The 26,954-nt window shown below is 68.0% G+C and carries 17 protein-coding genes and 5 pseudogenes; 10 read left to right on the plus strand and 12 right to left on the minus strand.

Translation table 11 applies throughout. The features are described 5' to 3' along the window. Positions 1 to 17 precede the first annotated feature (17 nt). Positions 18 to 745, plus strand: a pseudogene (locus QF030_RS03410) (IS5 family transposase). A gap of 16 nt (positions 746 to 761) precedes the next feature. Then, positions 762 to 1,356: pseudogene (locus QF030_RS03415) on the plus strand (IS5 family transposase); the annotation flags it as partial. A 49-nt stretch (positions 1,357 to 1,405) separates the two neighbouring features. Here the strand turns inward: QF030_RS03415 and QF030_RS03420 are convergent. Both QF030_RS03420 and QF030_RS03425 read right to left on the minus strand, forming a co-directional pair. Beyond that, entirely contained in the window at positions 1,406 to 2,461 is a 1,056-nt protein-coding gene (locus QF030_RS03420; protein ID WP_307161147.1) for a S8 family peptidase, read from the minus strand. After that, positions 2,458 to 3,009 (minus strand): hypothetical protein, encoded by a 552-nt coding sequence (locus QF030_RS03425; RefSeq protein ID WP_307161148.1) that lies wholly within the window; start codon positions 3,007 to 3,009, stop codon positions 2,458 to 2,460. The genes QF030_RS03420 and QF030_RS03425 overlap by 4 nt, the downstream gene beginning before the upstream one ends. Positions 3,010 to 3,050: 41 nt before the next feature. Between QF030_RS03425 and QF030_RS03430 the strand changes: the two genes are divergently transcribed. Then, the gene (locus QF030_RS03430; protein ID WP_307161149.1) at positions 3,051 to 3,431 is read left to right on the plus strand and encodes a hypothetical protein; all 381 of its coding nucleotides are present in this window, start codon (positions 3,051 to 3,053) and stop codon (positions 3,429 to 3,431) included. Positions 3,432 to 3,625: 194 nt separating this feature from the next. Here the strand turns inward: QF030_RS03430 and QF030_RS03435 are convergent, their stop codons facing one another. Continuing rightward, entirely contained in the window at positions 3,626 to 4,495 is an 870-nt protein-coding gene (locus QF030_RS03435; protein WP_307167452.1) for an IS5 family transposase, read from the minus strand. A gap of 277 nt (positions 4,496 to 4,772) precedes the next feature. Between QF030_RS03435 and QF030_RS03440 the strand changes: the two genes are divergently transcribed. Together QF030_RS03440 and QF030_RS03445 are read left to right on the plus strand one after the other, a co-directional pair. Beyond that, positions 4,773 to 5,581 (plus strand): IS5 family transposase gene (locus tag QF030_RS03440; RefSeq protein WP_373428877.1). Its coding sequence is split into 2 segments (ribosomal slippage): positions 4,773 to 5,130 and positions 5,130 to 5,581, totalling 810 coding nucleotides; the frame shifts between segments, so codons are not numbered across the junction. 478 nt (positions 5,582 to 6,059) lie between these two features. Beyond that, positions 6,060 to 6,929 carry an IS5 family transposase gene (locus QF030_RS03445; protein ID WP_307167452.1) on the plus strand — a complete coding sequence of 290 codons (870 nt, stop codon included), beginning with the start codon at positions 6,060 to 6,062 and terminating at the stop codon, positions 6,927 to 6,929. A gap of 306 nt (positions 6,930 to 7,235) precedes the next feature. Here the strand turns inward: QF030_RS03445 and QF030_RS03450 are convergent, their stop codons facing one another. The 5 genes and pseudogenes from QF030_RS03450 to QF030_RS40495 all read right to left on the minus strand — a co-directional run. Beyond that, the gene (locus tag QF030_RS03450; RefSeq protein ID WP_307161150.1) at positions 7,236 to 7,445 is read right to left on the minus strand and encodes a hypothetical protein; all 210 of its coding nucleotides are present in this window, start codon (positions 7,443 to 7,445) and stop codon (positions 7,236 to 7,238) included. Further along, on the minus strand, positions 7,442 to 14,314 hold the full coding sequence (locus tag QF030_RS03455) for a polymorphic toxin-type HINT domain-containing protein (RefSeq protein WP_307161151.1): 6,873 nt from the start codon (positions 14,312 to 14,314) through the stop codon (positions 7,442 to 7,444). The genes QF030_RS03450 and QF030_RS03455 overlap by 4 nt, the downstream gene beginning before the upstream one ends. Positions 14,315 to 14,444: 130 nt before the next feature. Continuing rightward, the gene (locus tag QF030_RS03460) at positions 14,445 to 18,806 is read right to left on the minus strand and encodes a LamG-like jellyroll fold domain-containing protein (RefSeq protein ID WP_373428724.1); all 4,362 of its coding nucleotides are present in this window, start codon (positions 18,804 to 18,806) and stop codon (positions 14,445 to 14,447) included. Between the two features lie 343 nt (positions 18,807 to 19,149). After that, the gene (locus QF030_RS03465) at positions 19,150 to 20,364 is read right to left on the minus strand and encodes an IS110 family transposase (RefSeq protein ID WP_307161152.1); all 1,215 of its coding nucleotides are present in this window, start codon (positions 20,362 to 20,364) and stop codon (positions 19,150 to 19,152) included. A gap of 296 nt (positions 20,365 to 20,660) precedes the next feature. Beyond that, positions 20,661 to 20,879: pseudogene (locus QF030_RS40495) on the minus strand (ISAzo13 family transposase); the annotation flags it as partial. A 292-nt stretch (positions 20,880 to 21,171) separates the two neighbouring features. Between QF030_RS40495 and QF030_RS03470 the strand changes: the two are divergent. Together QF030_RS03470 and QF030_RS03475 are read left to right on the plus strand one after the other, a co-directional pair. Further along, positions 21,172 to 21,474 carry a hypothetical protein gene (locus QF030_RS03470; protein WP_307161153.1) on the plus strand — a complete coding sequence of 101 codons (303 nt, stop codon included), beginning with the start codon at positions 21,172 to 21,174 and terminating at the stop codon, positions 21,472 to 21,474. Positions 21,475 to 21,791: 317 nt separating this feature from the next. Continuing rightward, positions 21,792 to 21,974 carry a hypothetical protein gene (locus tag QF030_RS03475; RefSeq protein WP_307161154.1) on the plus strand — a complete coding sequence of 61 codons (183 nt, stop codon included), beginning with the start codon at positions 21,792 to 21,794 and terminating at the stop codon, positions 21,972 to 21,974. Here QF030_RS03475 and QF030_RS40500 read toward each other — a convergent pair. Together QF030_RS40500 and QF030_RS03480 are read right to left on the minus strand one after the other, a co-directional pair. Further along, positions 21,971 to 22,813, minus strand: a complete 843-nt coding sequence (locus QF030_RS40500; RefSeq protein WP_373428725.1) for a MucR family transcriptional regulator — start codon at positions 22,811 to 22,813, stop codon at positions 21,971 to 21,973. The two genes, QF030_RS03475 and QF030_RS40500, sit on opposite strands and share 4 nt — an antisense overlap. Beyond that, positions 22,786 to 23,568 (minus strand): phosphotransferase enzyme family protein, encoded by a 783-nt coding sequence (locus QF030_RS03480; protein WP_307161155.1) that lies wholly within the window; start codon positions 23,566 to 23,568, stop codon positions 22,786 to 22,788. The genes QF030_RS40500 and QF030_RS03480 overlap by 28 nt, the downstream gene beginning before the upstream one ends. Before the next feature lie 156 nt (positions 23,569 to 23,724). Between QF030_RS03480 and QF030_RS03485 the strand changes: the two are divergent. The 3 genes and pseudogenes from QF030_RS03485 to QF030_RS03490 all read left to right on the plus strand — a co-directional run. After that, positions 23,725 to 23,874 (plus strand): annotated as a pseudogene (locus tag QF030_RS03485) (e9imm peptide); the annotation flags it as partial. Between the two features lie 77 nt (positions 23,875 to 23,951). Next, a pseudogene (locus QF030_RS40505) lies at positions 23,952 to 24,032 on the plus strand (transposase); the annotation flags it as partial. Between the two features lie 464 nt (positions 24,033 to 24,496). Then, positions 24,497 to 24,625, plus strand: coding sequence for a hypothetical protein (locus QF030_RS03490; RefSeq protein ID WP_307161156.1), 129 nt, complete (start codon positions 24,497 to 24,499; stop codon positions 24,623 to 24,625). Here QF030_RS03490 and QF030_RS03495 read toward each other — a convergent pair. Both QF030_RS03495 and QF030_RS03500 read right to left on the minus strand, forming a co-directional pair. Next, on the minus strand, positions 24,619 to 25,260 hold the full coding sequence (locus tag QF030_RS03495; protein ID WP_307161157.1) for a hypothetical protein: 642 nt from the start codon (positions 25,258 to 25,260) through the stop codon (positions 24,619 to 24,621). The two genes, QF030_RS03490 and QF030_RS03495, sit on opposite strands and share 7 nt — an antisense overlap. Before the next feature lie 1,264 nt (positions 25,261 to 26,524). Then, positions 26,525 to 26,869, minus strand: coding sequence for a hypothetical protein (locus QF030_RS03500; RefSeq protein ID WP_307161158.1), 345 nt, complete (start codon positions 26,867 to 26,869; stop codon positions 26,525 to 26,527). Positions 26,870 to 26,954: the final 85 nt, after the last annotated feature.

Raw genomic sequence — 26,954 nt, forward strand, 5'->3', positions numbered from 1 at the left:
TGGATCATGTTTTCGTGATCCGTCGCCATGAACTGACCGATGTCGAGTGGGAGTTGCTGGCTCCGCTGATACCGAGTGCTGGCAGGGGCCGGCCTCGGGCGGAGGACCGGCGGATGATCAACGGGGTGGTCTACAAGATCCGGACCGGGGTTTCCTGGCATGACCTGCCGGAACGTTACGGCCCGTGGAAGACGGTCTACACCCGCTTCCGCCGCTATGCCATCGGGGAAACACCGGACGGACGAACCGGACGATCACGCCCTCGGCCGATCCCGAGGAGGCCTGACCACCAAAATCCACCTCGCCAGGGGCCGGCCGCGGCCGGCCCCTGGCCGTCCTGCTGACCCCGGGGCAACGGCACGACGGCGTCTGCGCGAGGCCTCTGCTCGAACGCATCCGAGTGCCCCGCACCGGCCCCGGGCGCCCCCGCTGCCGTCCCGGTCACGTGATCGCCGACAAGGCCTACAGCTCACGCGGATTCCGCGCCTACCTGCGACGACGCGGCATCGTACACACCATCCCGGAGAAGAACGACCAGAAGATGCACCGCCGCAACCGAGGCCGGCGAGGCGGCCGGCCAACAGGTTTCGACGGCGAGACCTACCGCCGCCGGAACACCGTCGAACGCTGCTTCAACCAACTCAAGGGATTCCGCGGCATCGCCACCCGCTACGAGAAAACCGCCACCTCCTACGAAGCAGCGGTCACACTCGCATCAATCCTGCTCTGGGCAAGATCAATTTGAAGGCGGACCCTAGAACGAGGCCGGCGTGTGGCAGCCGCTGCACGAAGTCCTGCTGGCCGAGTTGAATGCGGCCTACCGGCTGGACTGGCCAAGATGCGTGGTCGATTCCTCCCACGTCAGGGCGCTAAAAGGGGGACCACACGGGCCCCTCGCCGGTCGACCGGGGCCGGGCCGGCTCGAAGCACCATCTGATCACCGACGGCCACGGCACCCCGCTCGCGGTCCTGCTGACCGGCGGCAACCGCAACGACGTCACGCAACTGCTGCCACTGCTCGACGCGATACCACCGGTCCGCGGCCGCATCGGCCGTCCCCGACGCAAGCCGGACTCGCTGTTCGCTGACCGGGGCTACGACCATGACATCTACCGTGACCAGGTCCGCGCCCGGGGCATCGTGCCCGCGATCGCCGGACGCGGCACCCTGCACGGCACGGGACTGGGCACCTACCGCTGGGTCGCGGAGAGGAGTTTCGCGTGGCTGCACGGCTTCCGCCGTCTGCGCATCCGATGGGAACGCAGGGCCGACATCCATGAAGCGGGTGGCCGCCGGGCGCCGGGAGAAGCACGGCGGACGTGCCGTGCACAGGGGGCCGCAGGTGCGGTCGGGTGACTCGAAGCCCGAGAGCGGGGAACCGAAAGTGGTGCCCTGACCCACCAGGTCAGAGGCCGCCGGTGTTGAGCAGCCGGTTGGGGGTGTCGGAGCGGACACCGCGTATGACACCGCGGGTGGCCGTGTGGTCGAGCCAGACGTGGACTTGGTCGGCCGTGGCGTGCGGGTGTGCCGACAGGTACAGCGCGATCACGCCGGTCGCGTGCGGTGCGGCCCAGGACGTCGCGCCGCCGGTCTCCGTGACCGTACCGCCGCCGGCGAGGGCCGAGGTCACCTTCTGGCCGGGGGCGTACAGGTCCACGCACCGTCCGTAACCCGAGCCGTAGGAGCCGCCGTCGCTCCACGCCCGATCGTTCGAGGTGGAGGCCGCCACGACGATCGTGCCGGGGACGCCGGCCGGGGAGTGCTTGCAGGCGTCGTCATGGAAATTTCCGGCCGACACCACCGTCGGGATCCCCGCATCGACCATCTTCTTCACGGCGGACTCCAACGCCGCCGACCGGTGGTCGAGGTTGAGCGACATGTTCACCACCGCCGGCTTCTGCGCGTGCGCGGTGACCCACTTGACCGACTTCACGAGCGCCGCCTCGGCCGCCGCCGACGAACCGCCGCCCCCGCTCTCGCACAGGACGCCCTGGACCCGTACGAGCTCCGCCTTGGGCGCCACCCCGTACTTCGCCCCGCCGATGACGCCGGCGACGAACGTGCCGTGGCCCGTCCCCTCCTCGCTGAAGCAGTCACCGGAGTCCTTCGGGCCCACGAAGTCGGCGCCGAGGTGGGCGCGTCCGCCGAACTCCTTGTGGGCGATGTCCATCCCGGTGTCGATCACATAGACGTGCACGCCCTTGCCCGTGGCGGTGGTGGTGAGCTTCCCGTTCAGTGGACGCGACCGCTGGTCCAGGATGTCCAGGTTCCACGGCACGTTCCGGGTGACTCGCGCCGCCGCGGCCAGCTTCTCCAGGTCGGCGTCGGGCACCGCCGCCGAGCCTGACGGCGCCCCGCCCCCGGAGGCCGCCGCGCCGGCTTCCCCGCCGCAGGCCGAGGCCCCGAACACCGTCACCATGGCCACCGCGATGAGACCGGCCTTCGTCACATTCCGCGTCACGACGTCCCCCACTTGCCCGTTTCGTACACAGTCAGCGCACAAGACGAGCACAGGGGGCGAGCGGTTCCGGCGAGGCGTGCGGGTGGGTCGGTGCACGCTTCGGCGTCGGTGAAGAACAGCACCTGCGTCTCGCGGGCGGTGCCGCCGATGACGACCTGGGCGCGGCCGACGTGCTTCGTGGGCTTCGGCGCCGGGTGGATCTCGGGGGCGAGCATGCGCCAGGCGCTCATGCTGTAGCGGGCGAGGATGCGGGTGGCGAACTGCTCGCGGACCTCCGGGCCACCGAGGGCGCGGGCGGTGGCGGACTGGGCGACCAGGAGCACGTGCATGCGGACCTGGCGGCCCATGTAGAGGATCTCGTTGAGCGCGTCGATCGCCGGGGAGACCTTCGGGTCGCCGGACTCGCGGGTCCTCTCCCAGTAGCGGGCCAGCTGCTTCATCGTGGCGTTGACCTCTTCGAGGAGGATCAGCAGCCGCGGGCCGATGGCGTCCGGGTCGGCGTCGATGCCGAGTTCGTCGGCGACGCGCACCGGCCCGCTGGCAGCCACTGGTGCGCACCCAACGGCCAGGCCCGGGATAGCGTTCCGGCATGACGTCAGCGCTGCCTCGGTTCCCGTCGCATCCGATCCGTGGCGTACACGTACTGCATCAGAAGCAGAACTGCGCGCCACATTTCGCGGAGATCGAGGTGGATTTCGAGCCCGCAGCGGAGGGCTTCGCCTTCGAGGTAGCTGAAGAGCTTGCGGTGGAGTACGAACCTGCCGCGGTCCTGCCGCGCTTCTTCGCGGCTGCCGCTTTGGGGATCGAGGAGCAGCTGAGCTTGCCCGAGCACGGGATCGTGATCGCCACTCGGGTGGTGCTGCGGCACGCCCGCGCCGATACGTTCGGCTCTCACGAACTGGCGTTCAAAATCGCGGGCTACCTCGCCGCCTGCAAGGCTTTGGAGCGTACGGGGTGCCTGCGGCCCTGAGCGCTGCCCCTCGCGACGGCGCGTGGCTCTACAAGGTCGGCGTGAAAGCCCGGTTCCCTCGCGCCAGAACAACGCGAACGTGAAGCGGCGCGCGACCGCACCACCGCGTCGCGCGCCGCCGCCGTGTCACGCCGGAGCGATCCCCACATCGCTCACCGGCTCAAGGGGCTTAGAGGTCGTTTTCTCCCGTTGTTTCATCCCGGAATTTGCAGTTTGGTCCGCGGTTCCGGGTCGCGCCAAGAGATGGTGTTCTCGCTGGTGAGGCGGCGGGCCATGAGGTCGGTCATGGCGAGGTGGATCATGGCTTCGGATCGGTGCGGGTGGGTTTCGTAGTCGCGGGCCAGCCGGCGGTGGAGCATGAGCCAGCCGTAGGTCCGCTCGACCGCCCAGCGTTTCGGGATGGGGGTGAATCCCCTGCTCCCGGGCTTGCGTTGAGTGATTTCCATGTCGATGCCGAGGGTGGCTGCGTGCTCGACGAGGTGCTGGCGGTAGCCGCCGTCGACCCACGCTTTGCGGATGCTGGGATGTGCGGCGGCGACCTGGTCCAGGAGCTGGGTGCCGGCGATGGAGTCCTGCACGCTTGCCGCGGTGACCAACACGGCGAGCACAAGGCCGATGGTGTCGGTGACGATGCTTCGTTTCCGTCCGACGATCTTCTTGCCGGCATCGATGCCCTGGCTGGTGGCGAGCACACTGGTGGAGGTTTTCACGCTCTGCGCGTCGATCACGCAGGCCGACGGTTCGGCCTCCCGGCCTTCCTTCTGTCGTAAGAGTTGCCTGAGCAGGCCGTTGAGCTGGGCGAATACGCCTTCCTGCTGCCACCTGGCGAAGTAGCCGTAAACCGTGTTCCAGTGCGGGAAGTCGTGCGGGAGGTAGCGCCACTGGACCCCGGTGCGGTCCACATACAAGATCGCGTCCATGATGTCGCGCAGGTCATGCTCGGGCGGCCGGCCGAAGTCCAGAGCTCTGCCACGGCGCTCGAAGCGCCAGGCTGCCAGGACCGGCTCGACCAACTCCCAGCGGGCATCGGACAAATCACTCGGATAAGGACGTCGACTTGGCATGCCTCCGGCGTACCGCCGCTCAACGAGTGCGCCCAGGCGCACAGCAATGACGACGGAAGCACGCAGCATGGGAAGCCGGTCATCCTGGGATGAGACAGGAACGAGCAGCACTCCGCCCCAACAGCCACACCTCAGGACTCATCGACCCCAGCCACACCGGCTGCCTCCTTCGCATCGCATCCTCACCCATCGATAATCTGTCTATAAACAGGCAAGACAGATGAAAACGACCTCTTAGACGCCGTTTCTGATGGCGGAATCGGTCATTGAGCCGTGCATGACGGATCTGATCGAGCGGTTGGCACCGGATGAGTTGTGGACGCTGTTTCGGCGGGTGGTCCCGCCGACGGAGGTCATACGCCCGCAAGGTGGCGGGCGACGGCGGGCCGGAGACCGCGAATGCCTGGCGGCGATCGTCTTCGTGGCCACATCGGGCTGCACGTGGCGGCAGTTGCCGCCGGTGTTCGGTCCGGCCTGGCCCACGGTCTACCGGCGCTTCGCCCAGTGGAGCCGGGACCGTGTCTGGGCCAGGCTGCACCAGCTCATCCTTGACGAGCTCGGCGCCCGGGGTGAGCTGGACTGGTCGCGGTGTGCGATCGACTCCGTCAGCGTTCGGGCGGCAAAAGGGGGCCACTGACCGGACCGAATCCGACCGACCGCGGCAAGAGCGGACCGAAAATCCACCTGATCACCGACCGCAATGGACTTCCCCTGTCGCTGGGCATCTCCGGCGCCAACATGCACGACAGTCTCGGCCTGGAACCGCTTATGCGCGGGATCCCGCCCATCCGCTCCCGTCGCGGGCCGCGCCGCCGGCGCCCGGCCAAGCTCCACGCCGACAAAGGCTACGTCTACGACCACCTGCGCCGATGGCTCCGCAAGCGAGGCATCCGGCACCGCATCGCCCGTAAGGGCATCGAGTCCTCCACCCGGCTGGGCCACCACCGTTGGGTCGTGGAGAGAACGGTGTCCTGGCTCGCCGGCTGCCGCCGCCTGCACCGCCGCTACGAACGCAAAGCCGAGCACTTCCTCGCCTTCGTCGGCATCTCCGCAGCCCTTATCAGCTACCGCCGACTCACCAAGTGAGGCTTCCGGCAAGCCTTCACCTTTCATCCTCGGTCAAGCGGAAGCCGCACGAGCCGCAGACCGTAAGCCCGACGGGTGCCGCCTGCTTGCACTGCGGGCAATGAAACGACGGCGGTCCGGCGGGAGGAACGGTCGGAGGAGGACTGGTCGGCCAAGCCAAACGACGCCGTCGGAGCATCTCGAGAATCCACACCCTTCCATCATGCTTTGCGGCGGCCATCACACCATCAGAAACGGCGTCTTAGAGGTCGTTTTCATCTGTCTTGCCTGTTTATAGACAGATTATCGATGGGTGAGGATGCGATGCGAAGGAGGCAGCCGGTGTGGCTGGGGTCGATGAGTCCTGAGGTGTGGCTGTTGGGGCGGAGTGCTGCTCGTTCCTGTCTCATCCCAGGATGACCGGCTTCCCATGCTGCGTGCTTCCGTCGTCATTGCTGTGCGCCTGGGCGCACTCGTTGAGCGGCGGTACGCCGGAGGCATGCCAAGTCGACGTCCTTATCCGAGTGATTTGTCCGATGCCCGCTGGGAGTTGGTCGAGCCGGTCCTGGCAGCCTGGCGCTTCGAGCGCCGTGGCAGAGCTCTGGACTTCGGCCGGCCGCCCGAGCATGACCTGCGCGACATCATGGACGCGATCTTGTATGTGGACCGCACCGGGGTCCAGTGGCGCTACCTCCCGCACGACTTCCCGCACTGGAACACGGTTTACGGCTACTTCGCCAGGTGGCAGCAGGAAGGCGTATTCGCCCAGCTCAACGGCCTGCTCAGGCAACTCTTACGACAGAAGGAAGGCCGGGAGGCCGAACCGTCGGCCTGCGTGATCGACGCGCAGAGCGTGAAAACCTCCACCAGTGTGCTCGCCACCAGCCAGGGCATCGATGCCGGCAAGAAGATCGTCGGACGGAAACGAAGCATCGTCACCGACACCATCGGCCTTGTGCTCGCCGTGTTGGTCACCGCGGCAAGCGTGCAGGACTCCATCGCCGGCACCCAGCTCCTGGACCAGGTCGCCGCCGCACATCCCAGCATCCGCAAAGCGTGGGTCGACGGCGGCTACCGCCAGCACCTCGTCGAGCACGCAGCCACCCTCGGCATCGACATGGAAATCACTCAACGCAAGCCCGGGAGCAGGGGATTCACCCCCATCCCGAAACGCTGGGCGGTCGAGCGGACCTACGGCTGGCTCATGCTCCACCGCCGGCTGGCCCGCGACTACGAAACCCACCCGCACCGATCCGAAGCCATGATCCACCTCGCCATGACCGACCTCATGGCCCGCCGCCTCACCAGCGAGAACACCATCTCTTGGCGCGACCCGGAACCGCGGACCAAACTGCAAATTCCGGGATGAAACAACGGGAGAAAACGACCTCTTAGCGCGGGCCGAAGCGCTGTTGCCGCCGTTGCGCTTCGGCGCGGGCAGCGCGTTCTTGCTGGGAGTCCGCGTAACAGGCCGCCGGCCGCCCCCAGCAGGATCAACGTTCCGACGCCCATGCTCTCCCCCGGATACTGAGGACGTCCGCACCCTGGCTTCCGGACCCCGCATGAGCGTGGAACCTGGCGCGAACCGGGGGAAAGAGGGACTCGCGGGCTCGTCATGCACAACACCTCAGAAGGCCGCTCCCTTGCTGCGCAAAGGAGCGGCCACCCCGGGGAATCACATCAAATGGACTTCGACGTTGAATCCCTCCGCAAGCACCGCATTCAGATGCCCGGCATGGGCGCCGAGCCACTGACGTGTACCGGCAGGGGGCGCTGTCAGCTCGACGAGCACGTAGTCGGGCGACTCGTCGGTCGACTCTCCGCAGACGCAGCATCGCAATCGCTCCGTGACTGCACCGGTCCAGGAGGACTGATCGTCGGTCATCCCCACCTCCCGCTGTTGAGTTTGTTGTCCAGGTAGTTCTGTGTTGCGTCCTTGATGACGGTGGTAGGTGCCCCGGTCGGGTTGCTCATATCGCGCACGACGACATCGTATGTTCCATTTCCACTGCTCAGGACTCTGACGATCTGGCCGTCTTCCTGGGTGTACAAGGTTCCGTTCTTCCACACATGGTCGACGTCGACTCCACGCATTGCCGTTCGGTCGGTACCGTGTACGTCTCGAGTCGCGGTTCCGGAATTTCCGGAGGGAGCCTTGGCACGCGGAACGACCGGCTGCCCCCAATTGCAATAGCAGTCGGCGGCGTGGGAAGAATCGCCGCAGCCGTTGTGCACCAGGACGGGTATGTCCCCGGCCAGCGCGTAGTACGTGTGAATGTCGGCGACGATCAGGTTATGGACCGTGGCCGGCTGGGTCCGGCGTTGGATCGTGGTGATGCGGACTTCGGCGTGGGCGGACGAGGTGAGCCGTTCGCCGGCGGCCAGGCGGGTGGCGTCGACCCATGCGCCGAGTTCCGGGACCCAGAAGGGGTGTCCGTCGGTCGCCGTGATCGATGTGGTCAGCTTCTTGCCATCGGCCGTGATGGAGAGGGTGATCCGGACCAGGTTCTTCAGGCCCTTGCCGGTGATCTCGGCGGTGACGGTCTTGACCTTGGTGCGGCCGGTCTTCGGGTCGGTGGCGAGAACCTTGTCGCCGGTCTTGACGTCCTCGATGGGTTTGGTGGTGCCGTCGGCCATGAGGACTTCGGTACCCGGGACGAAGCTGTTGCAGGGTCTCTCCGCGCCGGCGGCCCCGCCGATGTAGGCCAGCAGGGCGGTGGCCACGGCGTCCCGGATGACGTTGCCGCGGGCGACCGCTGCAGCCTTGTCGTTGCATTCCTCCGCGTTGTAGACGCAGTAGGTGGCCGCGATCTCCTTCGCCTTGTCGACGTCCTTGCCGCCGTGCAGCACGTAGAGATAGGCCTGACGGCAGCCCTCGCGCCCGTAGCAGGCGGAGCCCTCCTTGGACGACTCGTAGACCGGGTTGTACCAGAAGTCGTCCGTGAACTCCCCGTTCATCCGCGGGGACCAGTACTGGTCGGCCAGCTTGTCGATGTCCTTGGTGACCGGGGTGTTGGACGCCACCCAGTGCTTCTTGGCGGCCTGGGAGCGCTTGTAGATGTTGCCGCGGTGGTAGTCGGACGTGCCCGACTTCGCGTCGTAGCCGACTTCCTTCTGCTGGTGCTTGGAGCAGTACTTGATGTCGTACTGGCAGGAGTTGGGTCGGGAGCCGATCTCCGTGCCCGCGGGGTCGGAGTAGGTGAGCGGGTTGCTGTTGGCGTAGCTGTAGCCGTGCATCTGCTGCGGGTCGGCGGCCGTGAAGACCGGGTCCACCGACAGGAAGCGGCCGGTGGCCGGGTCGTACTCGCGGGCACCGAGGTGGGTGAGGCCGGTGACGGTGTCGGTGGTGCCGCCGACGAAGCCCCTGGTGCCGGTCCAGGTGCTGGGGACGGTGCCGCGCAGTCCGCCGAAGGGCAGGGTGCGGCGCTGGGTGAGTGCCTGGCTCGCCGCGTTGACGGACAACTGGGAGGTGCCGTGGTGGTCGGCGAGGGTGAAGGAGATGGTCCCGTCGTCGGCCTGGACGGCCTGGTGTCCGCCGCCGAGGTCGAAGTAGCGGGTGCCCTTGGCGGTCGTGGCGCCCTTGGCCAGCGTGACTTCGGTGGAGCCGAGGTAGAGGGTGGTCTCGGTCGGGGTGCGGCCGATCAGGCGGTTGCCGGCGGCATCGTAGAGGTAGTCGGTGACCTTGTCGCTGCCGCCCTCGACCGGCTGGGTGACCTTGGCGAGGTGGCCTTCGGCGTCCCAGTCCAGGGTCTGGGAGGTGCCGTTGCCCAGCTGGCGGGTGTGCGTGTTGCCGCCGGTGTCGTAGGTGAAGGTGTCGGTGGACTTGACGGTTCCGGTGGTGGTGTCGATCGAGCCCAGTGTGTGCGGGCGGACGGCACCCGCGTCGGGGTAGTGGTAGGTGCGGTTGGTGTCCGAGGCGCCGGAGGTGGTGGCGTGCTGGGTCTCGGAGAGCCGGTTGCCGACCTTGTCGTAGCCGTACGACGTCCAGTACGGCGCCGGGCCACCCAGCACGGTGCTGCTGGGCGCGGCGGCGCAGCTGGTGGCCGACTGGGCCCACGCCTCGGTCAGCCGGCCGAGGTAGTCGTAGGAGAAGCACTGGTTGTCGGTGCCGGAGCGGGAACTGTCGGCGACGGACAGGACGTTGCCCGCCTCGTCGTAGGAGTAGGTGTTGAACTGGTCGACGCCCGTGACGTCCTGGCGGTCCACCCGTGAGGTGGCCAGCCGCTGGGTGCCCCACTGGTAGGTGTTGGTCTCCAGCGTGTTCTTTCCGCCCCCCGCGGCCATGCTGTACTGCAGGGGTTTGCCCACGAAGCTGTAGGCCGTCGTGGCGGTCAAGTCCTGCGGGCCGGTGACCTTGACGGGCCGCAGCGTGCCGTCCTCGTAGGTGTAGACGACGTTGTTGGCAGCCAGGGCCCCCGCCTTGGGGTAGCCGACCCCCTGCACCGTGCCCGAGGCGTTGTACGAGGTCGTCGACAGATAGGTGCCCTGGAGGTCGCCCTCGGTCGACGGGATCGTCACCGAGGTGCGCAACGGCCGGTACTGGCGGTCGTAGGCGACGACGCTCGACTTGTACTCCTGGCCACCGACGTACCGCGAGCTGGACGCGAGCTGTCCCTTGGCTCCGCTGACGGTGTCGTAGACCCACTTGGCACGCAGGGTGCCGGTCGCGGAGGTGTCCCGGAGTTCGGTCTTGCGGCCCAGGCCGTCATAGATGTGGGCGAGGACCGCGTTGCGGCCGTCCTTGGTGGTGGTCACCTGGGAGCGGTCGTCGTAGTCGTAGTGCCCGGCGCCCTTGTCGGGGTCGGTGGTGTCGGCGACCCGGCCCATCAGGTCGTAGGTCCAGGTCCACGCGTTGCCCGCCGGGTCGGTGACCTTGGTGAGCTCACCGCGCGGTGCGTAGCCGTACAGCGTGCTGTCGTAGGCGGCCTCGGCGACCCGGGCGTGCAGCAGGCGCAGTTCGGTGGTGTTGCCGCGGGCGTCGGTGAGGGTGGTCCGCGCGGTACCGCCGACCGGTGGGATGACCGTGGTGCGGTCGCCGCCGTAGATCGTCCTGGTGACGCCGAGGACTGCTCCGCCGTCGCCGTTGCCGGCGATCTGCTTCAGCTCGGTGACGCGGCCGAGCCCGTCGTAGGTGTAGCGGTTCTGGGTCTCGACGGTCAGTGCGTCCGCGGGCTTGAACAGGGTCGTGGACGGGGCAGTGGTGTCGGTGTAGTAGGTGGCGAACTCCTTCGCGGTCAGGCCGCGTTCGTCGTAGAAGGTGTCCGCGAGCAGGGTCTTGCCGTTCGGGCCGGGGGCCTGTGTCTGGCGGGGGCGCAGGAAGCCGTCGTAGAAGGCGTACGAGGTGTCCTGGGCTCCGTTGTTGCCGATGGTCTTCGTGCCGACCACGACCGGCTTGTTGTCGGTGATGGTGTAGGTGAACTCGTAGGTCGGTGTCTGGCCGGTGAGCCGGTCCGCGAGCCACACCTTGGACGTGCGGCCCAGCGGGTCGTAGGCGTAGGTGATGACTTTGCCGTTGGTGTCTGTCTCCGTGAGGGGCTGTCCGCGCAGCGCTTCGTAGGCGGTGGTGGACGTCTGGACGGTCGTGCTGTCGCCGGGCGTGGCGGGCGGGGTGGTCACCGAGCTGCTGGTGGGGAATCCGGTGGTGGGGTGGTAGGCGGTGGTGGTGGTGCGGCCGTCGGCGCGGGCGGAACGGGTGAGCGTGCCGGCGGAGGTGACGGTGACGTCGGCGGTGAGGTCGGTGGTGGTCAGGGCCCGGCCGTAGCCGTCGTAGGTGGACGTGGACTCCAGGTAGAGCGCGCTGGAGCCGCTGTACGTCTTGAGTTTCGCCGTCCTGGTGGCGTCGCCCCTGGTAGCCGCGGCGCCGTACGCCGCGCCGTCGTAGGCGGTGCGTACGTCGGACATGACGTCGGCCGGGCGGCTGGCGGTGGCGTCGCAGGCCTTGGCGACCGTCTCGACCCGGGCGGGGGCCGCGACGGGAACGCTGCCGGAGACGTAGGTGGTGCGGGTGCACTGGTCGTCGGTGGAGGTGGTCGTGTCGCCCAGGTCCTCGGTCTGGGTGACCAGGCCGGTGGCGGGGTCGTGGGTGTCGGAGGTCGCCGTGGTCTGCCACTTGGCACCCGCGCCGTCGTCCAGTGACGTCCACGACCTGCTGGAGGTGTTGCCCGTGAGGTTGGACGTGACGGTGCCCCAGGTGCGGACCTTCTTCGCGGTCTCCTTGTACCAGGGCCGGTTCACCGTCTTGGCGAGCACCTTGCCGCCCGGTCCGGAGTAGGTGACCGTCCGGTAGGCGAAACCGGCCTGCGAGTCGTGGTCGGTGATCGGGTCGCCCTCACCGGGGTCGAGGGTGACGGAGACGCTCTTGGTGCCGCCGGAGGACGCCTTGCGGTCGCCGTCCATGCCGCGCAGGAAGTAGCTGTCGGTCTGCGACTTCATCGCCGACGCGCCGCCCTGGCCGCCGCTGCGCACGCGTACGTGGCCGTAACCGCGCCACTGCGACCAGGTCTTGGACTTCTCCTTGGTCATGCCGTCGTCATCGTCGTAGTGCCAGGCGGCGCCGTCCAGGTAGTCGTACATGGTGACCTGGTCGGGTGCGCCGCCGGTACGGTCGGTCGAGGTGACCGTGTTCACCACGTACTTGTTGAACCACTGCCGGTCCGGGTCGTCGGTGGAACTGCCGCCGATGTACTGGGGGAAACACCGTGTGGTGTTGGTCTCCGGTGTGGGCAGCGCGGCCGCGTCACATACCGGCGCCGAGTAGCCGACGTCGATCTGGCCGCCCGACTCGTCCGCGACCGTGGACAGCCGGGACTTGATGTACGGCGCGTAGCCGTCGCCGATCTTGTCGAGCCGGTTGGCGAGCTGGGTGTAGGCAAGGGTGACCTTCGGCAGGGTGATCGAGGCCGTGCCGTCGTAGCCGGTGCGCTGGATGGAGTCGAGGAGCAGCTGGTAGTCGGTGTCGGCCATGCCCCACCGGTGGGTGAGTTTCCAGCCGTCGACGTTGCTGTAGGAGCCGGCCGCCAGGACCTGGGTGGTGACGCTCGTCAGCCGCTTGCGGGTGAAGAACGCCGGGGAGAAGCGGCCGTTGTCGCAGTCGGTGCCCGCCTCGCAGTTCAGGTCCCACGGGGTGTCGTACCAGTACGCGGAGTCTGAGGAGATGGAGGAGCAGGTGGTCGAGGAGTCGGCGATGCACCGCTCGCTGTTGGTGAAGTTCACCTTGGCCAGCGCCTTCGCCGAGTACATCGCCGTGGGCTTCAGGCCGTACTCGATGCGGTCCAGGGTGCCGCCACGGACGTACGGGGTGTCGTCGGCTGCTTTGAGGTTGCGGCCGTAGGAGTTGGTCTCCTTGTCGTAGTAGTAGGCGACGGCGTTGCCGTGCGGGTCCACGACGTAGTCCAGGTTCCAGCGCCAACCCTGCTGGCACCAGGAGGCGGCGAACGTCGAGGCGTTGCAGGGTTCGTCCGTGTTGTTGCCGAAGACGGGGACGGTCCACGCCGAGTCGGTGGTCTCGTTGCCGCTTGCCCAGCCCGGCAGCCGGTTATAGCCGAAGAAGTACTGGGTGCCGTCGGGGGTCGTCACCCGCCAGTACTCGTCGTTGCGGGCGCCGTTGGAGCGCACGTCGGACGTGGAGCCGTAGATCCGGTCGATCTTGGTGCCGTCGTCGTTTTGCAGCTTGAAGGAGTTGGTCCCGTTAGGGACCAGTTCCCCGCCCGAGCCGTTCAGGGAGAGTGTGGCGTTGTCGTAGGCCCAGCACAGGTCGCCCGGTTTGTTGCCGTCGGCGTTGGTCGCCCCGTCGTCCGTGCATCCCTTGTAGCTGCGCTCGATGAAGCCCGGTGCCAGGTCGAAGCCGTCACCGACCCAGGACGCCTGGTTGTTGGTGTTGCCCGTGCGGCTGTCGATACCGCCGGAGGAGTACGACAGGCCGACCTGCGGCTTCAGTCCGCCGGGCACCTGGGGTACCGGCATGTCGTACGACCAGGCGAAGGAGCCGCTGCTCAGATCCGTGTTCCAGGTCGACGAGGCGGCCAGGGAGGTGGCCTTGTAGTCACCCTTGTCGCTTCCGGCCGCAGCGGTCGCGGCCAGGACGGTCGCGGTGCTCGCGCTGAGGGCGACCGCCTGAGTGGTGAGCGTCTGCTTCTCGGTGTCGTTGACGGTGGGCACCGGCTGGGTGGTACGGCACTGCGCCTTCTCTGGCGTCGTCAGCGCACATGCGGGCAGCCGGACCAGGGTCAGCCGGCCCGCATAGCCACCGCCGTATAGGCCGGCGAACGAGGAATAGTCCAGCCCGGCCCTCACCTTGCCGCCGCGCTGGGCATCACCCGGCCGGGGAGTCAGCGTGAAGACCGGTCCGTCGACGCCCGTCCTGCTGGCTGCCGCGCGAGACAGCATGCTCACTGTGTAGGTGCCGGTGGCTGCTTCCGCGGACCGCTTGACCTTGGTGTCGAGGGTGAGCGGCAGACCCGCGATCGGGGTCGTCTCTTGGCGCAGCGTGACCGTCGCCGCGCTCGCCTTCGGCCAGGTGGTTGCCGGCGCTTCGGGGGGTGTTCGGGGCCCTTTGGTCACCTTGCGGGGTATCGCCTTGCCTGCCGGGCCGCCTGCGACCGGTGACTCGGCCTGCGGCAGCGGGGGCTTGGTCCAGCCCTGCGCGACGGCGGGCACGCCCGATGCCTGGAGCAGGGTCGCGCTCAGCACGGCGGCCGTGGCCATCGCCACCCGGCGCCACGGCCTGCCTGTTCTTGCTCGTGATCTGGTCTTCATGCGGGTCTGTCTTCCTCCCGTCGGGTGCTCCGCAGGCAGCAGGAAGCCGCGCACGGCGGAGCAATGCAGTGGGCCCCTGAATCGGGCCGGCCGCAGGTGGCGGCCGGCCCGTTCCTGGTGGCGGTGCCGATCAGCCGCCGCTGGGGACGGCGGTGTCCACGCCCGGCATGCCGACGGCGAGGTGATCTATCTGGGTCTCGGTCAAGGCGCCCTGAAAAACCCAGACGTCGGACAGCGAGCCGGGGAAGTACTGGCTGGACGTCGTCCCGGTGGTGTCCCGGCCGAGCTGCAAGGTCTTCGCGGCCTTGTAGGTCAGCACGTCGTCGGCCCAGGAGACGGTGTCTGCGCAGCTCGCGTCGTCCTGCACCCCGTCGTCGTCGGCGTCGGCGCAGGCGGTCTCCTGGAGCTCTCCGTTGACGTAGAGACGGATCTCCTTCGAGAAACCGTCGTAGACGAGCGCCATGTGGTTCCAGTCGGTGGGGCTGAAGAACATGCCGTTGCCGATGTCGGAGACGCTGGCGGAATCGCTGTCGGTGTCGGCCGTGGCGATCCGCCAGCGTCCCGGATCGGTCGTCGGGGTGGCACTGGGCTCGTAGCGCACCGCGAACGCGCTCTTCTTGGCACCAGGAGCGCTCATGACGGTGACCGGGCCCGTCGGGGTCGCGGCCGCCTGGACATAGGCGCTGACGGTGAAGCTGGCACTGGTGTCGACTGGCACCAAGGACGCGGCGGCGTAGTCGTTCGTGCCGTCGAGGACCACGGCACCGTCGACCCAACCCGAGCCCGTCTGGGCACCGTTGTAGAAAGTCATGGCGTTACCCGTGGACGACGCGTCGGGTGAGGTCGGCGGGGTGCCGGTGGACGTCTCGAACTTCCAGCGCCCCTTGACCACCGCGCGCTGCTTGAACAGCTGCTGCACCTCACCGGCCGACACCGGCCGGTCGAAGAGGCGCACGTCGTCGATCTGGCCGGGGAAGAACGAAGTGGGCGCGCCCTGGAACGCGCTGGCGCCGATCTGTACCGCGCCCCCCGCGTACCAGGTCGAGGGCAGGGCGGTGGTGCCGGCCAGGGTGCCGTTGACGTACAGCGAGAGCTGGCCGGCCACGGTGTCCTGGACGCCGACCAGGTGCGTCCACTCACCGCCGTAGGCGGTGGTGCCCTCGGGCTGCATGGCCCGCACCACCGTGGAGTCGGCGGTGTCGGCGCTGTGCTGGTTGAACACCCAGCGGTCGTAGGAACTGGAGTAGTACAGCTCCGGGCCCGTCACCACGTCACCGGTCTGCGAGGCGACGCTCGCGGCGTGCGTGGGTTTGGTCTTCGTCAGCTTCACCCAGGCGGAGACGGCGAAACTGTACGAGGTGTTGATGTGCGGACCGCTGGTGGCGGCGTAGTCGTCGGTCCCGTCCAGCGTCAGCGCGTTGCCGTCGACGCCGGGCGAGCCGGCGGTGGCGCCGCCCTTGAGGACCGCGGGGTTGACATCGGCACGGCCGCTCAGGGCGGTCGCGTCGGCGGCCTCGTCCAGGTGGAAGACGGCGCGGGCCGGGCGTCCGGCACCGATCGCGTTCGAGCTGAACAGGCCGGCCACCTCGCCCGCCGACAGCGGCTTCTCGAAGGTCTTCACCTCGTCGATGGCACCGGGGAAGGGCGACGCCGGCGTGTCACCGAGGAAGCTGCCGCCGATCGTCATGCCGCGCCGCGCGTTCCACGGCGTGGAGTAGGCCGTGGACCCGGCCAGCGTGCCGTTGACGTAGAGCTTCAGCAGTTTCTCCCCGGCGGCGTACTCACCGACCAGATGGGTCCATTCCCCGGCCTTGACCCCGCCCGCGGCGGCCTGCATGGCCCGTACGGGGGTGCCGACGGTGCTGTCGGCGCTGTACTGGTTGAACACCCAGCGGTCGTAGCCCTTGGAGTAGTACAGCTCGAAGCCGGGCGCGTTGTTGCCCCGCTGGGAGGCCACGACCGCCGCGCCGGACGGCATGGCGGACAGCTTCACCCAGGCCGACACCGAGAAGCTGACGTCGGTGTCGATGGTCGCGACGTCGCCGGCGGCGTAGTCGTCGACGCCGTCGAACTGCACCGCGGTGCCGAACCTGCCCTCGACCCCCGGTGTCGGGTTGCCGTACAGAGCGGCGCTCTGCTCGGGTGCGCTGCCCGCCGCCTCGGTGGCGCCGGCCGCCTCGTCCATCCCCCAGTCGGCGCGCTCGAGCTGCCCCGCCTTCACCCGGAACTGGTAGGTACGGATCTCGGAGCCGTTGCCTGCCGCGTCGAACGCCCGGGCGGTAAAGGTGTTGAGGCCCGGCTTGAGCGGCAGGACGGGCACGGTCTTGGCCGCTCCGCCCGAAGTGGTGACCGTGTTGGCGGAGACCGGGTCGCCGTTGATGCCGTACCAGTACTTCGTCACGTCGGAGACAGCGCCGGTGATCACGAAGCTGCCGTACTGGCCCACTCCGTCGTACCAAGGGTCCTCGGGATCCTCAGGGTCCGAGGCCGGGTAGATGGCGGAGGAGATGCCGGGCGCCTTCGGCACGCTCTTGTCGTAGACGAAGTAGCAGGCGGTCGGGTCGCCGGTGTACGACCACGACGAGTACTGGGCGCCGTCATAGGAGTGGACGTACCAGTTGACGGTCTTGTCGGCGGGGATGGAGGACGGCAGGCCGATCGCGAAGTCCGAGCCGGACTTCTTTGCCGTCGTCAGTCCGGACTTCCAGCGGGTGATCACACCCTTGCCGTCACCGGTGTCCCAGCTCGCCCGGAACTCCACGGAGACGGAGTCGCCGTCAGGGTCGGTGACATCGTTCGCGTAGATTTTGCCCAGGGTGCGTACCCGCGCGGCACTGGCGGGCTTCTTGCACGACCCGCCGTACTCCATGGTGAGCTGGGACGTTTTGACCTGCGGCGGCGGCCGGTTGTACTGCACGCGCAGATAGGCGTCGTCGGAGAAGCGCTTCCAGGCGTATCCGTCGCTCTCGCTCGCCGCCCTCAATCCGAAGGTCATCGTCGACCACTTCTTGTCCGCCGCCTGCTGCACCGCGGACTTCACGTCGAACTCTGCGTCCTTGGCGGCACAGCCGGTGAACCCGTAGGCGAAGGAAGCGGTCTTGAGGTGATCGATCCAGAAGCCGGACGCGTTCTGTGAGTTCCAGGTCGTCGAAGAGGAGATGTCCTTGGTGCGCCACAGCTCCACGCTGCGGTCCGCGCAGGACGCCGACCAGGTGTTGCGGACCACAAACTCCGCCTGCAGCACGGTCCGGCCGGCGAACTTTGACGTCGGGATGCGGTAGAAAAGCCGCTTGGTGTCGTTCGGCGCGCAGTACGACCAGTTGCAGTAGCCCATGCCCGCGTCCGAGTCGCCGTTGAACTTGTACTGCGGTGACGACGCCCAGTACTTGGAGGCCATCGTCCACGCTGTGGCCTTCGGCGAGTACCACTGGGGGTCGATGAACACGGGGTACACCGTGTCCTTGCCCTTGAGCACGTCGGTGTCCGGCGTCAGTACGAGCGCGTCCTGCGCGGCTGGAACGTCCACGCCGACCGGAGCCACGTTCGCGGACTCTGCTGCGACGGCCTCGGATCGGGTGGGACCGGCAGTGGCGCCAGAGGCAGCAGGGGCAGCTGGGGTGCCGGCGTCCGTGGCTTGCGAGGTCTTCGAAGTCTTCGGCGACGTCGTCGGGGCGGGCCCGGCGGCGGACGGCGTGGCGGTGCCGGGCACCTTGTTGCTGGAGTCCCACATCACAGGCCGGGGCGCTTCGAAGACGGCGCTCTTGGCGCCCTGGTCGATCGCCGCCAGGCCGCCCTCCGCGGTCTCCTTGACCTGCATGCCGGCGGCGTCGAGCTTCAGACGCAGGGTGCCCAGTTCAGCGTTCGCCGCGGCCTCGGCCGACTTGACCACCAGGAGCTGGGTGAAGCCGTCCTGTTGCGCCGTCATCCGCAGATCGACGCCGGGCAGCACCTCCGGGTAGATGACGGTATTCCCGCTCAGCTCCGCAGCGGGCAGGCTGCGAGGCCAGGACAGCGCCAGTTCTCGGCCGTTCTTCGTCATCCTCACCAGCGGGGACGATCCGCCGCCGGAGAACGTCAGGCCGACCGTCGTGGCATTGGGTGCCACCGTTCCGTCCGCGCCGCGGGTCAGCTTGGTGTCGATGTCCCGCCACTGGCCGTCCACCCGGGTCCGTACCGGACGCAGGTGCTCGCGCGCCTCGAGGTGCCCCTCCGGGGTGGCGTACACCTCGCTGCTCTCGCCGCGCATCGAAATGATCTCCACGGGCTTTCCCGTGCGCGCGGCCTCGGCCAGCGCCTTGACGTCCTCACCCGCATCGCCGTCCGCGGGAGCCTCCTCAGCGCTCCCGGCGGCCGTCACGGTGTCGGCGGGCGAGGCGGCAGCTCGCTCACCCACTGCAAAAGCATCGTTGGATGCACTCACTGCCAGTGCCAAGGCAGCGCAGAGCACCGCGCCGGCTGTGCGCAGCCGACGCCTCCCCCCGTACGTATTCATATGAACTGCTCCCCCGCCAAGCCGCGTTGGGCTAGGCCTGGATGTGTTCGACCAAGCGGTCAGATCGCAAGATACGAGTACGTCCAGCCTGTTAACCAGAGACGTAGAAGCGATCAAAACCCATCAAATCTGCAAAGCAAGTAAACTCGGAGCGTGAAATACTTCACGTTTGGTCCATAACTTCGCCGCAATTCAGAGCTATTGGTCCGCTTTGTCATGTACACCACGTGTCATCGCGGCAAGCAGTCGACCACCCGCCCTGGCAGCACCAACTGCCCTACGGGGGGGTGTCTCTATGTCCTTCGTCAAGGACGTGGTGCCTGGTGTGCGGGTGTTTGGGGTGTCATGCGGCGAGGGTGATGGCGGGCGTTCTGGACTCGTAGTAGGTGCCGTCACGGAGCATGGCGAACAGGACGCTGATGCGTTGGCGGGCGAGTCGGAGGAGGGCCTGGGTATGGGTCTTTCCGCGCGCTCTTTGCCGGTCGTAGTAGGTGCGGGAGGCCGGGTCGGCGTTCATGCAGGCGAAGGCGGAGAGGAACATCGCACGTTTGAGCTGCCGGTTTCCGCCTCTGGGTGCGTGTTCGCCGTGGATCGAGGTCCCCGACGACTTCGTCGTGGGGGCGAGGCCGGCGTAAGAGGCGAGGTGGGCGGCACTGGGAAAGGCGGTCCCGTCTCCGACGGTGACCAGTAGGACTGCGGCGGTCCTGACTCCGATGCCCGGCATCGAGGTCAGGACCGGGTGAAGAGGGTGGGCCTCCAGCAGGCTGCTGATCTGGGCTTCCAGTGCCCGGCGCTGGTCGTGGACCGCGGCGAGCGAGGCGGCCAGGGACGGGATCACGATGTCGAGGGTGCCGGTTCCTGGGACCACGACGGTCTGTTCGTCGAGGGCGTCGAAGATGTCGTCGATCAGCCGCGCGGCCATGCGCGGGGCCTTGGGCCTGATGAGTTCGGCGAGTCTGCGGCGGCCGGCTTTCCGCAGAGCTGCCGGGGAACCGTAGCGCTCGAGGAGCCAGGTGACAGCCGGGTGGTCGAGCCGGGGTCCGAGCACGCGCTCGAGGCTGGGGTGGAACTGCGTGAGCAGGCCGCGTATCCGGTTGCTGGTGCGGGTGGCCTCGGCCGCGAGGTCCTGGTCGAAGCCGGTCAGCACCGTGAGCTCGGCGGTGATCTCGTCGGTCAGCTCCAGCGAGCGCAGCGTGTGAGGCATCGTCCGGGCCGCGTCGGCGATCACTGCCGCGTCCTTCGCGTCGGTTTTCGCCTCGCCCGGATAGAGGTCGGCGATCCGCCGCATCGCGAGTCCGGGCAGGTAAGCGACCTCGCATCCGGTGTCGCGGGCGACGGTCAGCGGCAGAGCCCCGATCGAGGCGGGCTGATCCACGATCACCAGGACGGTGCCGAACTTGGCTTTGAGCTTGTCGAAGACGGCCCGCAGCTTCGGCTCGCTGTTGGGCATCGGCTTGTCGAAGACCCTCTTCCCAGCCGGGGTGAGCCCGTGACCGTGGTGAGCGGTCTTGCCGACGTCCATCCCGAGGAAGACGCCCACGCCTTCGATGTCGAACATCGCAGCCTTTCCAGGTCGTTGACCGTGCCGGCCAGGGCGGTGGCACCGTGCTCGCGCATCCACGTTATGCAGACCTGCCGCCCACGTCTGTGCCCGGCATTGCGCCGGACCGGGCGGTGGCCGGGTCTCTCATCAGCGTCTCCGACGGCACCCCACGGCCCCGGCGACACCACCCCCCAGGTCATTCCTTCGACAGAGGGGACACAGTCATACCGGGCCCGGAGGCCAGCAGCCCCATTGCAGGACCGCGAAGAACATAACGGGGGAGGACTCGCTGAGCACCAAGCAAGCAGGTCAGCGAACGGACGACTGCCCCTCCCCGAGGTGCGCAGCGGCGACATGGGATCTCCGAGAACGTCAGGCTCGACCAGTGCGAGGAGCGCCTCCCGAACGGCTGGGTTCAGGTCGACGACGGTTGCGGCCACCGCCGGGCCGGCGGATGTCCCCAAGGGGGCCTGTCCGGAGTCGAGTTCCCGCCTTCCGGCGGACACAGTCGGATCCGATAGCGGCGCGGCTGCGGGTGAGCCACACCCTGACCGTCACGGAAAAGGGGCTGCAGTTCCTGCTCGATGCGCGCCGCCGCGGGGAGACCTGCCGGCCGCTGGACTTCCTGCCCGACGTCCACCACCCCATCGGGGGCGGCGAGGCGGTCATCCCGCACGCGCTGCTCTACTACCAACACGGGAGCCGGAACGGTGACGACTGGTCGACGCTGCGGGCGTTCCTCGAGGTCGACCGGGCGACCATGGGCCCGAACGCCTCGCCGCCAAACTCCGCGCCTACGCCCGCCTCCACCAGTACACACCCATGCCGGTCGGCCAGCGCCGCACGGCAGAGGCGGTCCAGGAGGAATGGCGGCGGCACTACCCGCTCTTCCCACGGCTGCTGTTCGTCCTGGACGGCACCGGCCCCGCAGGCATCAACAGCCGTATCCGTGCCCTACACGCGTCGGCTGACGTGGATCTCGCGGTGGCCCTATTCCTGCGGGAAATGGCAGTGCTCGCCGCGCCAATGACCGACCAGCTCCAGCACGGACCCGCCGCGGCTGTATGGCGCCCCGTGCACAATCCCGAGCAGCGGGTCAGCTGGATGGGCTCGCAGGTGCCGTAGACGGTGCGGAGCGGGCGCATGCGCACCCGGTCGTGGCTTGCGCAATGCCCCCGACCACAGGCCCGACCACCGCAGGTCACAGCGTTTACGCAGACCATTGCGCACAGCCAGGACACCAGTACGCCGTCACCGCCGGCCCGACTGCTCAGGACGGGGCAGTCGGTGACGAGGTCAGAGGGTCGTGAGCGCCCGCGGATCGGCCTGGCCGCTGCGAACGCCAGGGCTGCCAGTGACCCTGTCTCCACTGCTGTCGTTTCCCAAGCATGATCACGCGAAAGTCAGTCACAGTTCTGCCTCTCACCGCATCGGTCGTGGGCGTGGGACTCGGCACAGCCGCCCCCGCCACCGCCGGCGGCATCGGTGACTTCCTCTCCCCCGCCTTCGGCGTCAGTTGCGCCAATCTCAACAACGGGACTCAAGCCAACGGAACGACCACGCAGGGCACCGGCGCGGCCAACGGCAACCTTGCCGGACTGCCCGTTGGCAACGCCCTCAACTAGTGCGGCGGCGCGGACCTCCCGGATCGATTCGTCGAAGAGTCAGCGTCTTGACCAACGTGTCGACGGAGTTCTTGAAAGAGGCTGGAGTCGTCGTCCAATCCCTGTGAGTGCCTGGCTCTGAACTCCCGGGCGGGCCGGGCCGGGCAGTTCCGTACGCGGGAACGGTGGTGCCGTGTCAGTTGTGTTCGGGGTGTCGCCGCCACCGCTTGACGGTGCTCGCGCCGATCCCGATCTGTGGCTGCTGCCCGGCTCGGCAGGTGCCGTGTCGCGTCGATCACTGCTGCCATCGAGGCGAATCCCGCTGCTCTCGCCTTCGCTTCCAGAACGTCGCGGCGGGCCTGATGGGCTGCGGGCAGGGTGCGCCGGGCGGCTGCGACGCACCCTGCCTGGACGGTGGGCAGGTCGTCGGTGCCGGCCCGGGCATGCGCGGAGAGCCGGGCCAGATCCTGCGGGGGCGGTGTCGCGGAGCGTATCCGGCCGATCAGGTCCGGGTCCTCGGTCATCGCAGCGGTACAGGCCCGGGACAGGGCAACGCGTACGCCGGCGGCCATGAGCACGGTGGTGGCCGGGAGGCGGTGTTCGACCCGGTAGTCGGCGGCCGTCATGTGGTGAGCGCGGGCGAGGTGGGGGCCGAGCGAGCGGTAGCGGTGTCCGCAGGACAGGCAGGTCACCAGGCCGTCGGCATCGATGCCGGCGCGGCGCCGGGAGCGCACCGGGCCAGGGCGGGGGATGGTACGCAAGGCCTCCAGGCCTGCCCCGGCAGACTTGAGATGTCGTTCGACGCCGGGAGCCAGGCACGGGCACTGATGCCTCAGCCAGCGAGCAGGGCGTGCATCCACTGGTCTTCGCGTTGCTCGATGTACTCGGCATCGTTTCGCCAGGCGTCGCCATGGCCTTCAGCCCACAGCCTTGCCCAGGGTTGGGCTCCTTGGGCTGCCTGGTCGTGCAGGAAATCGTGCATGGAACGCGTACGGCGCCCCAGCATAGGGACCAACCGGCGACGCTCGGACTCTGCGAGACCGTAGGCGTCGACGAAGACTCGCAGTCGGTCCGCCGCGTCCGGGCTCTGCCAGTCCGGATGCGCGGACAGCGGGATGAACCCGTGAATGGCGTATGCGACATCCCACAGGCGCGAGCCGGGGCCCGCAGTGTCCCAGTCGATGAAGGCCCACCGCGCCTCACCTGCGACCACGAGGTTCCAGGGGGCCAGGTCGTTGTGGGCGATGATGTCACTGCCCTCAGCGGGGATCAGCGTCTGCCACTGTGCATCGGACGGCGGCGTGAAGTCCTGCACGGCGTCGTGGAAGTCCCGGATCAGCCGTGCAACGCGAGCCAGTTGTCGAGCGGGTTCCATCAGCGAGAACCGGTCGGGCCAGACCACATCTCCCGGCATGAAGGTCAGGACCTCACGTCCCTGATCGTCGATGCCGAGTGGGCGAGGCGCCGCGCCGAATCCCTCCTCATGCAGGTGGGCAAGCAGGGCATGCACCGCGGGAGTCCATGGTCCGGCCGGACGGCGAACGGTGTCCCCGACGCGAACGACACCATCGCTGACGTTGCCGCCGGACAAAGGCTCTTCATCATCATGCCGCATCGAACCAGTGTGTCGGATCAGCCCGTCATGATCACTCCATTAAAGGGGGCGTGAGAGTCGGAGCGGAGGTTAAAGGACAAGGTGAAAGAGCGTTTTGCCCCGGTAGGGGTGTTTGAGAAGTAATCGATTTAGTTGATCTTTGGGGGCATGCTTAGCGAGGTAGACGACTGGCTGGAGAGGCTCAGCAGAGCACTGGCATGCCCGTCCGGTCATGTCAGCGACTTGATCTTCTGGCCGCCGGAGCGGGAGCTTTCGGCTGATGAGATAGTCGATCAGGCCCTGGCGTATCGGCCAATCGCTCTGTGAGACCGGGGCTCAACTTCGAAGCCAGATGAGCAGAGCTGCGGTGGTTGCGGTGCCGAGGAAGACGTACCCGCGCTTGTGGCCGATGGCGGGATCATCGACAGGTGATCGATGGGATCCTGCACCGGGTGCGGACCGGAGTGCAGTGGCGGGACCTTCCCGGGTTGGACACGTCCGGCGGGTAGTTAGCCGAGGAGATGGCGGGCGTGCAGGTGTACTCGAATCCAGTGACATCGTCGTCGCCGCCGGCGCTCAGGGTGAACTCGGCCGGTGCGCAACGCATCGTACGAGGCGGCTCAGACCGGCGCACCAGGATTTATGAGAGCGCAGCGAAACACGGGTCGTGCCGGTCGGACGGCTCCGTGTCATCGGGCGGGTGAAGTTCTACACCCGAAGAAACCATCACCACTCGCCGCGGCTGCTTGACCCGATAGCCGCATGGGTGTCTTGTCCGCAAGGACCACGTCCGGCCTGGTGCGGGGGCGTCCTCGCGGTCAGGGGACGCACAGGCGGGCCGTGACGTCCGTGCAGGCAGGCGCATCCCCGGCTCGCCCGGGCACCCGCCTGGGTGAAGCGCTCTTCCCCGTCCTGCTGCTCCCGAGGGGCTGGCCGCTACAACCCGGGGGTGATCAAGAAACTGCCCCGCATCGCCGCCGTGCTCGCCCTCTCGATGCTGCCCCTCACCACTCCGGCCACCGCCGCAATAGCGGCCCATACGTTACGAACACGGCTTGCTGCAGACGACAGTCACTGAATGACGGTGACAGGAAGGTGCCGGGGATCGCCAGTACATCCGTAGAACTGCAGGGTGTAGCCCCGACTAACCGTTACCTGCGTGGGGTTGCGGTTGCCCGGGTACGGGGGCGCATCTGCCTCATCTTCGTCGCCCACAGGCCGCCAGCTGCCGCTCTCTCCGTCCCACTCGTCGCTGGGCACGGTAAGCAAGGGCGACGTGGGAGCCTGGCACGTCGGACACCGGCGTTCATCCTCCTCGTCAGGCTCCCAGAATGTGAACGGGGCGGCCCAGCCGCCGACCTTCCAGCCAGGCGCACCTGACAGATCCCCCCGGTAGCTGAGCCCTACCTCGTCCTCCCACCGGTAGAGGCGCCTCCAGACTTCCTCCTCCAGCTCGTCAGCAGAGGGGTACTCGCTGACCTGTTCAGGATGCACGACGCAGGGCGTGGGGATCAGGTCGTCATTGCCGATGTACGCCGGCTCGGGCACGGCAACCAGAATGTCCGTCACATCTGCTGCTCGACGCCACCGCACCTGGACAGCTTCCGAGCATCCCTCGATCGCGTCGTCGAACGGGCACCACAGCACCTGCAGCAGGTCTGTGTCTTGAGGACACGTCATATCAGGAACATCTCGCGCGTACAGCTGCGCCACAGGTATCAGGGGGTGTGAGCCAGTGGGGAGCAGGCGGGGGGCATGGCCGGTGTGGATCCGCTCCACGACAGCCCTCTCCTCCTGGGTAAGCAGGGCCTCTCCGGGCTTTTGACGCCGCCATGCCTTGGTAAGTGTCCGTCGCAGCGTGCGCACCTCCTCTGGCGTGTTGAGCCGACGGGCGTAGTGCTCCTGCGAGCATGTCGCCCACGCCTCACTGGCCGGCCAGAGCAGCGGACCCCCGACCGAGCTCTCGTGCACGGTGGGAGAACCGGCTCGGGGGTGCAGCCGGGTAGCAGTTCGGGACATCCCCGCGAGCTCCGGAAAGGCCGAAGTCACATCAAAAGGGCGTGGCGGTGTAATGCGGGTCATGCTTTCCCTCCAACAAACGGCAACCTGTATCAAAGCAAGGAGCACTGGCAACTCGGTGGCCGACAGAGACCCCTCCTGAGCAATGAGGCGGGTGAGCTGTTTTCAACAGCAGATGACTGTGGCGAGGCCAAGGAAGGCCAGGTAGCTGCGAAGGTGGCGTTCGTCGCCAGTACCCCGACCGTGAGGTCGTAAGTGAGCCAGCACGCCCCCGGTGGCCGACGTTGATCGGCACCACGCGCGGACGGCACGATCGACGACCACCTCGCAGCTTTTGGGACAGGATCGCTCCCCCGCCTGCTGGTAGGGGCGAGGAGCGCTGTCGAACAAGACAGCGACCAGGCGCTGGTGCTGTCATGACGCCGGGGCGACGGCAGCAAGCTGCCGGTCGGTCTCGGCCCGCAGACAGACAGGCAGACGGGCGGTTCGGCACAGCTGCGGCAGTGCGCAGCGGCCGGCCTGCGGAGCGGCGTCCTCAGGCGGCGGGAGGTGGTGTTGAGCCGTTTCCAGGGGCCGGTGTAGGCGGCGTCGCATCCGGTGCAGCGGGCGAGGTAGAGGGCGGAGGTGGGTGTGTGGGTGGGCGTGGGCACGACCGGGTGGAGTATGCCCTTGATGACGGTGGTCAGGGCGGGCCAGGCGGGCAGACAGGCACAGTCTGGCGGAGGGGGTCCGGGATGGCTGCTGGCCGACCGGGAACGGGTATCGGTGGGAAGGCCTGGATGGGGGCCTGTCTCGGCTTCGACGGCCCGCAACGGTCCCTTCGGTTGGCTGTGCACGCCGCCGTCCGTCGCGTCTCTCAGACAGATTCCGGCCGCGGTGAGGACCTGGACGAGGCCGCTGGGGAAGCCGGCGGCGGTGATGTTGTCGAGGTGGACGCTACCGCCAGCCGCAGCGATGGTCATGACCATGGTGGCCGCCTCGATCCGGTCCCCGGCCACCGCGAACTCGCCCCACCGATCCAGTCGCTGCCGATCACGTGCAGGCCTTGGTCGTCGAAGTGGATGAGGACGCCGCGCTCGGCGAGGAAGCGCGCAGTCTCGGTGACTTCCGGCTCGATGGAAGGGTGGGTGATCAGGCTCGTGCCGGTGGCCCGGGCGGCCAGCAGCACCGCTGTGACGGTCGCGCCCAGGCTCGGCCCGTACGGCGTGTCCACGTCCACGGTGAACGCCTTCACACCTCGCGGCCCGCACACCGCGCGCAGGCCGGTGCCGCTCGCGATGACTTCGGCGCCAGCCGCATGCATGGCCGCGAGATGCCGGTCGATGAGGCGAGGGCAGCAGCAAACGGGCAGGGACCGCCCGTACAACCAGCGCGAGGCCGCCCTGAGC

It is taken from the genome of Streptomyces rishiriensis (assembly GCF_030815485.1).
Classification (GTDB): Bacteria; Actinomycetota; Actinomycetes; order Streptomycetales; family Streptomycetaceae; genus Streptomyces; species Streptomyces rishiriensis_A.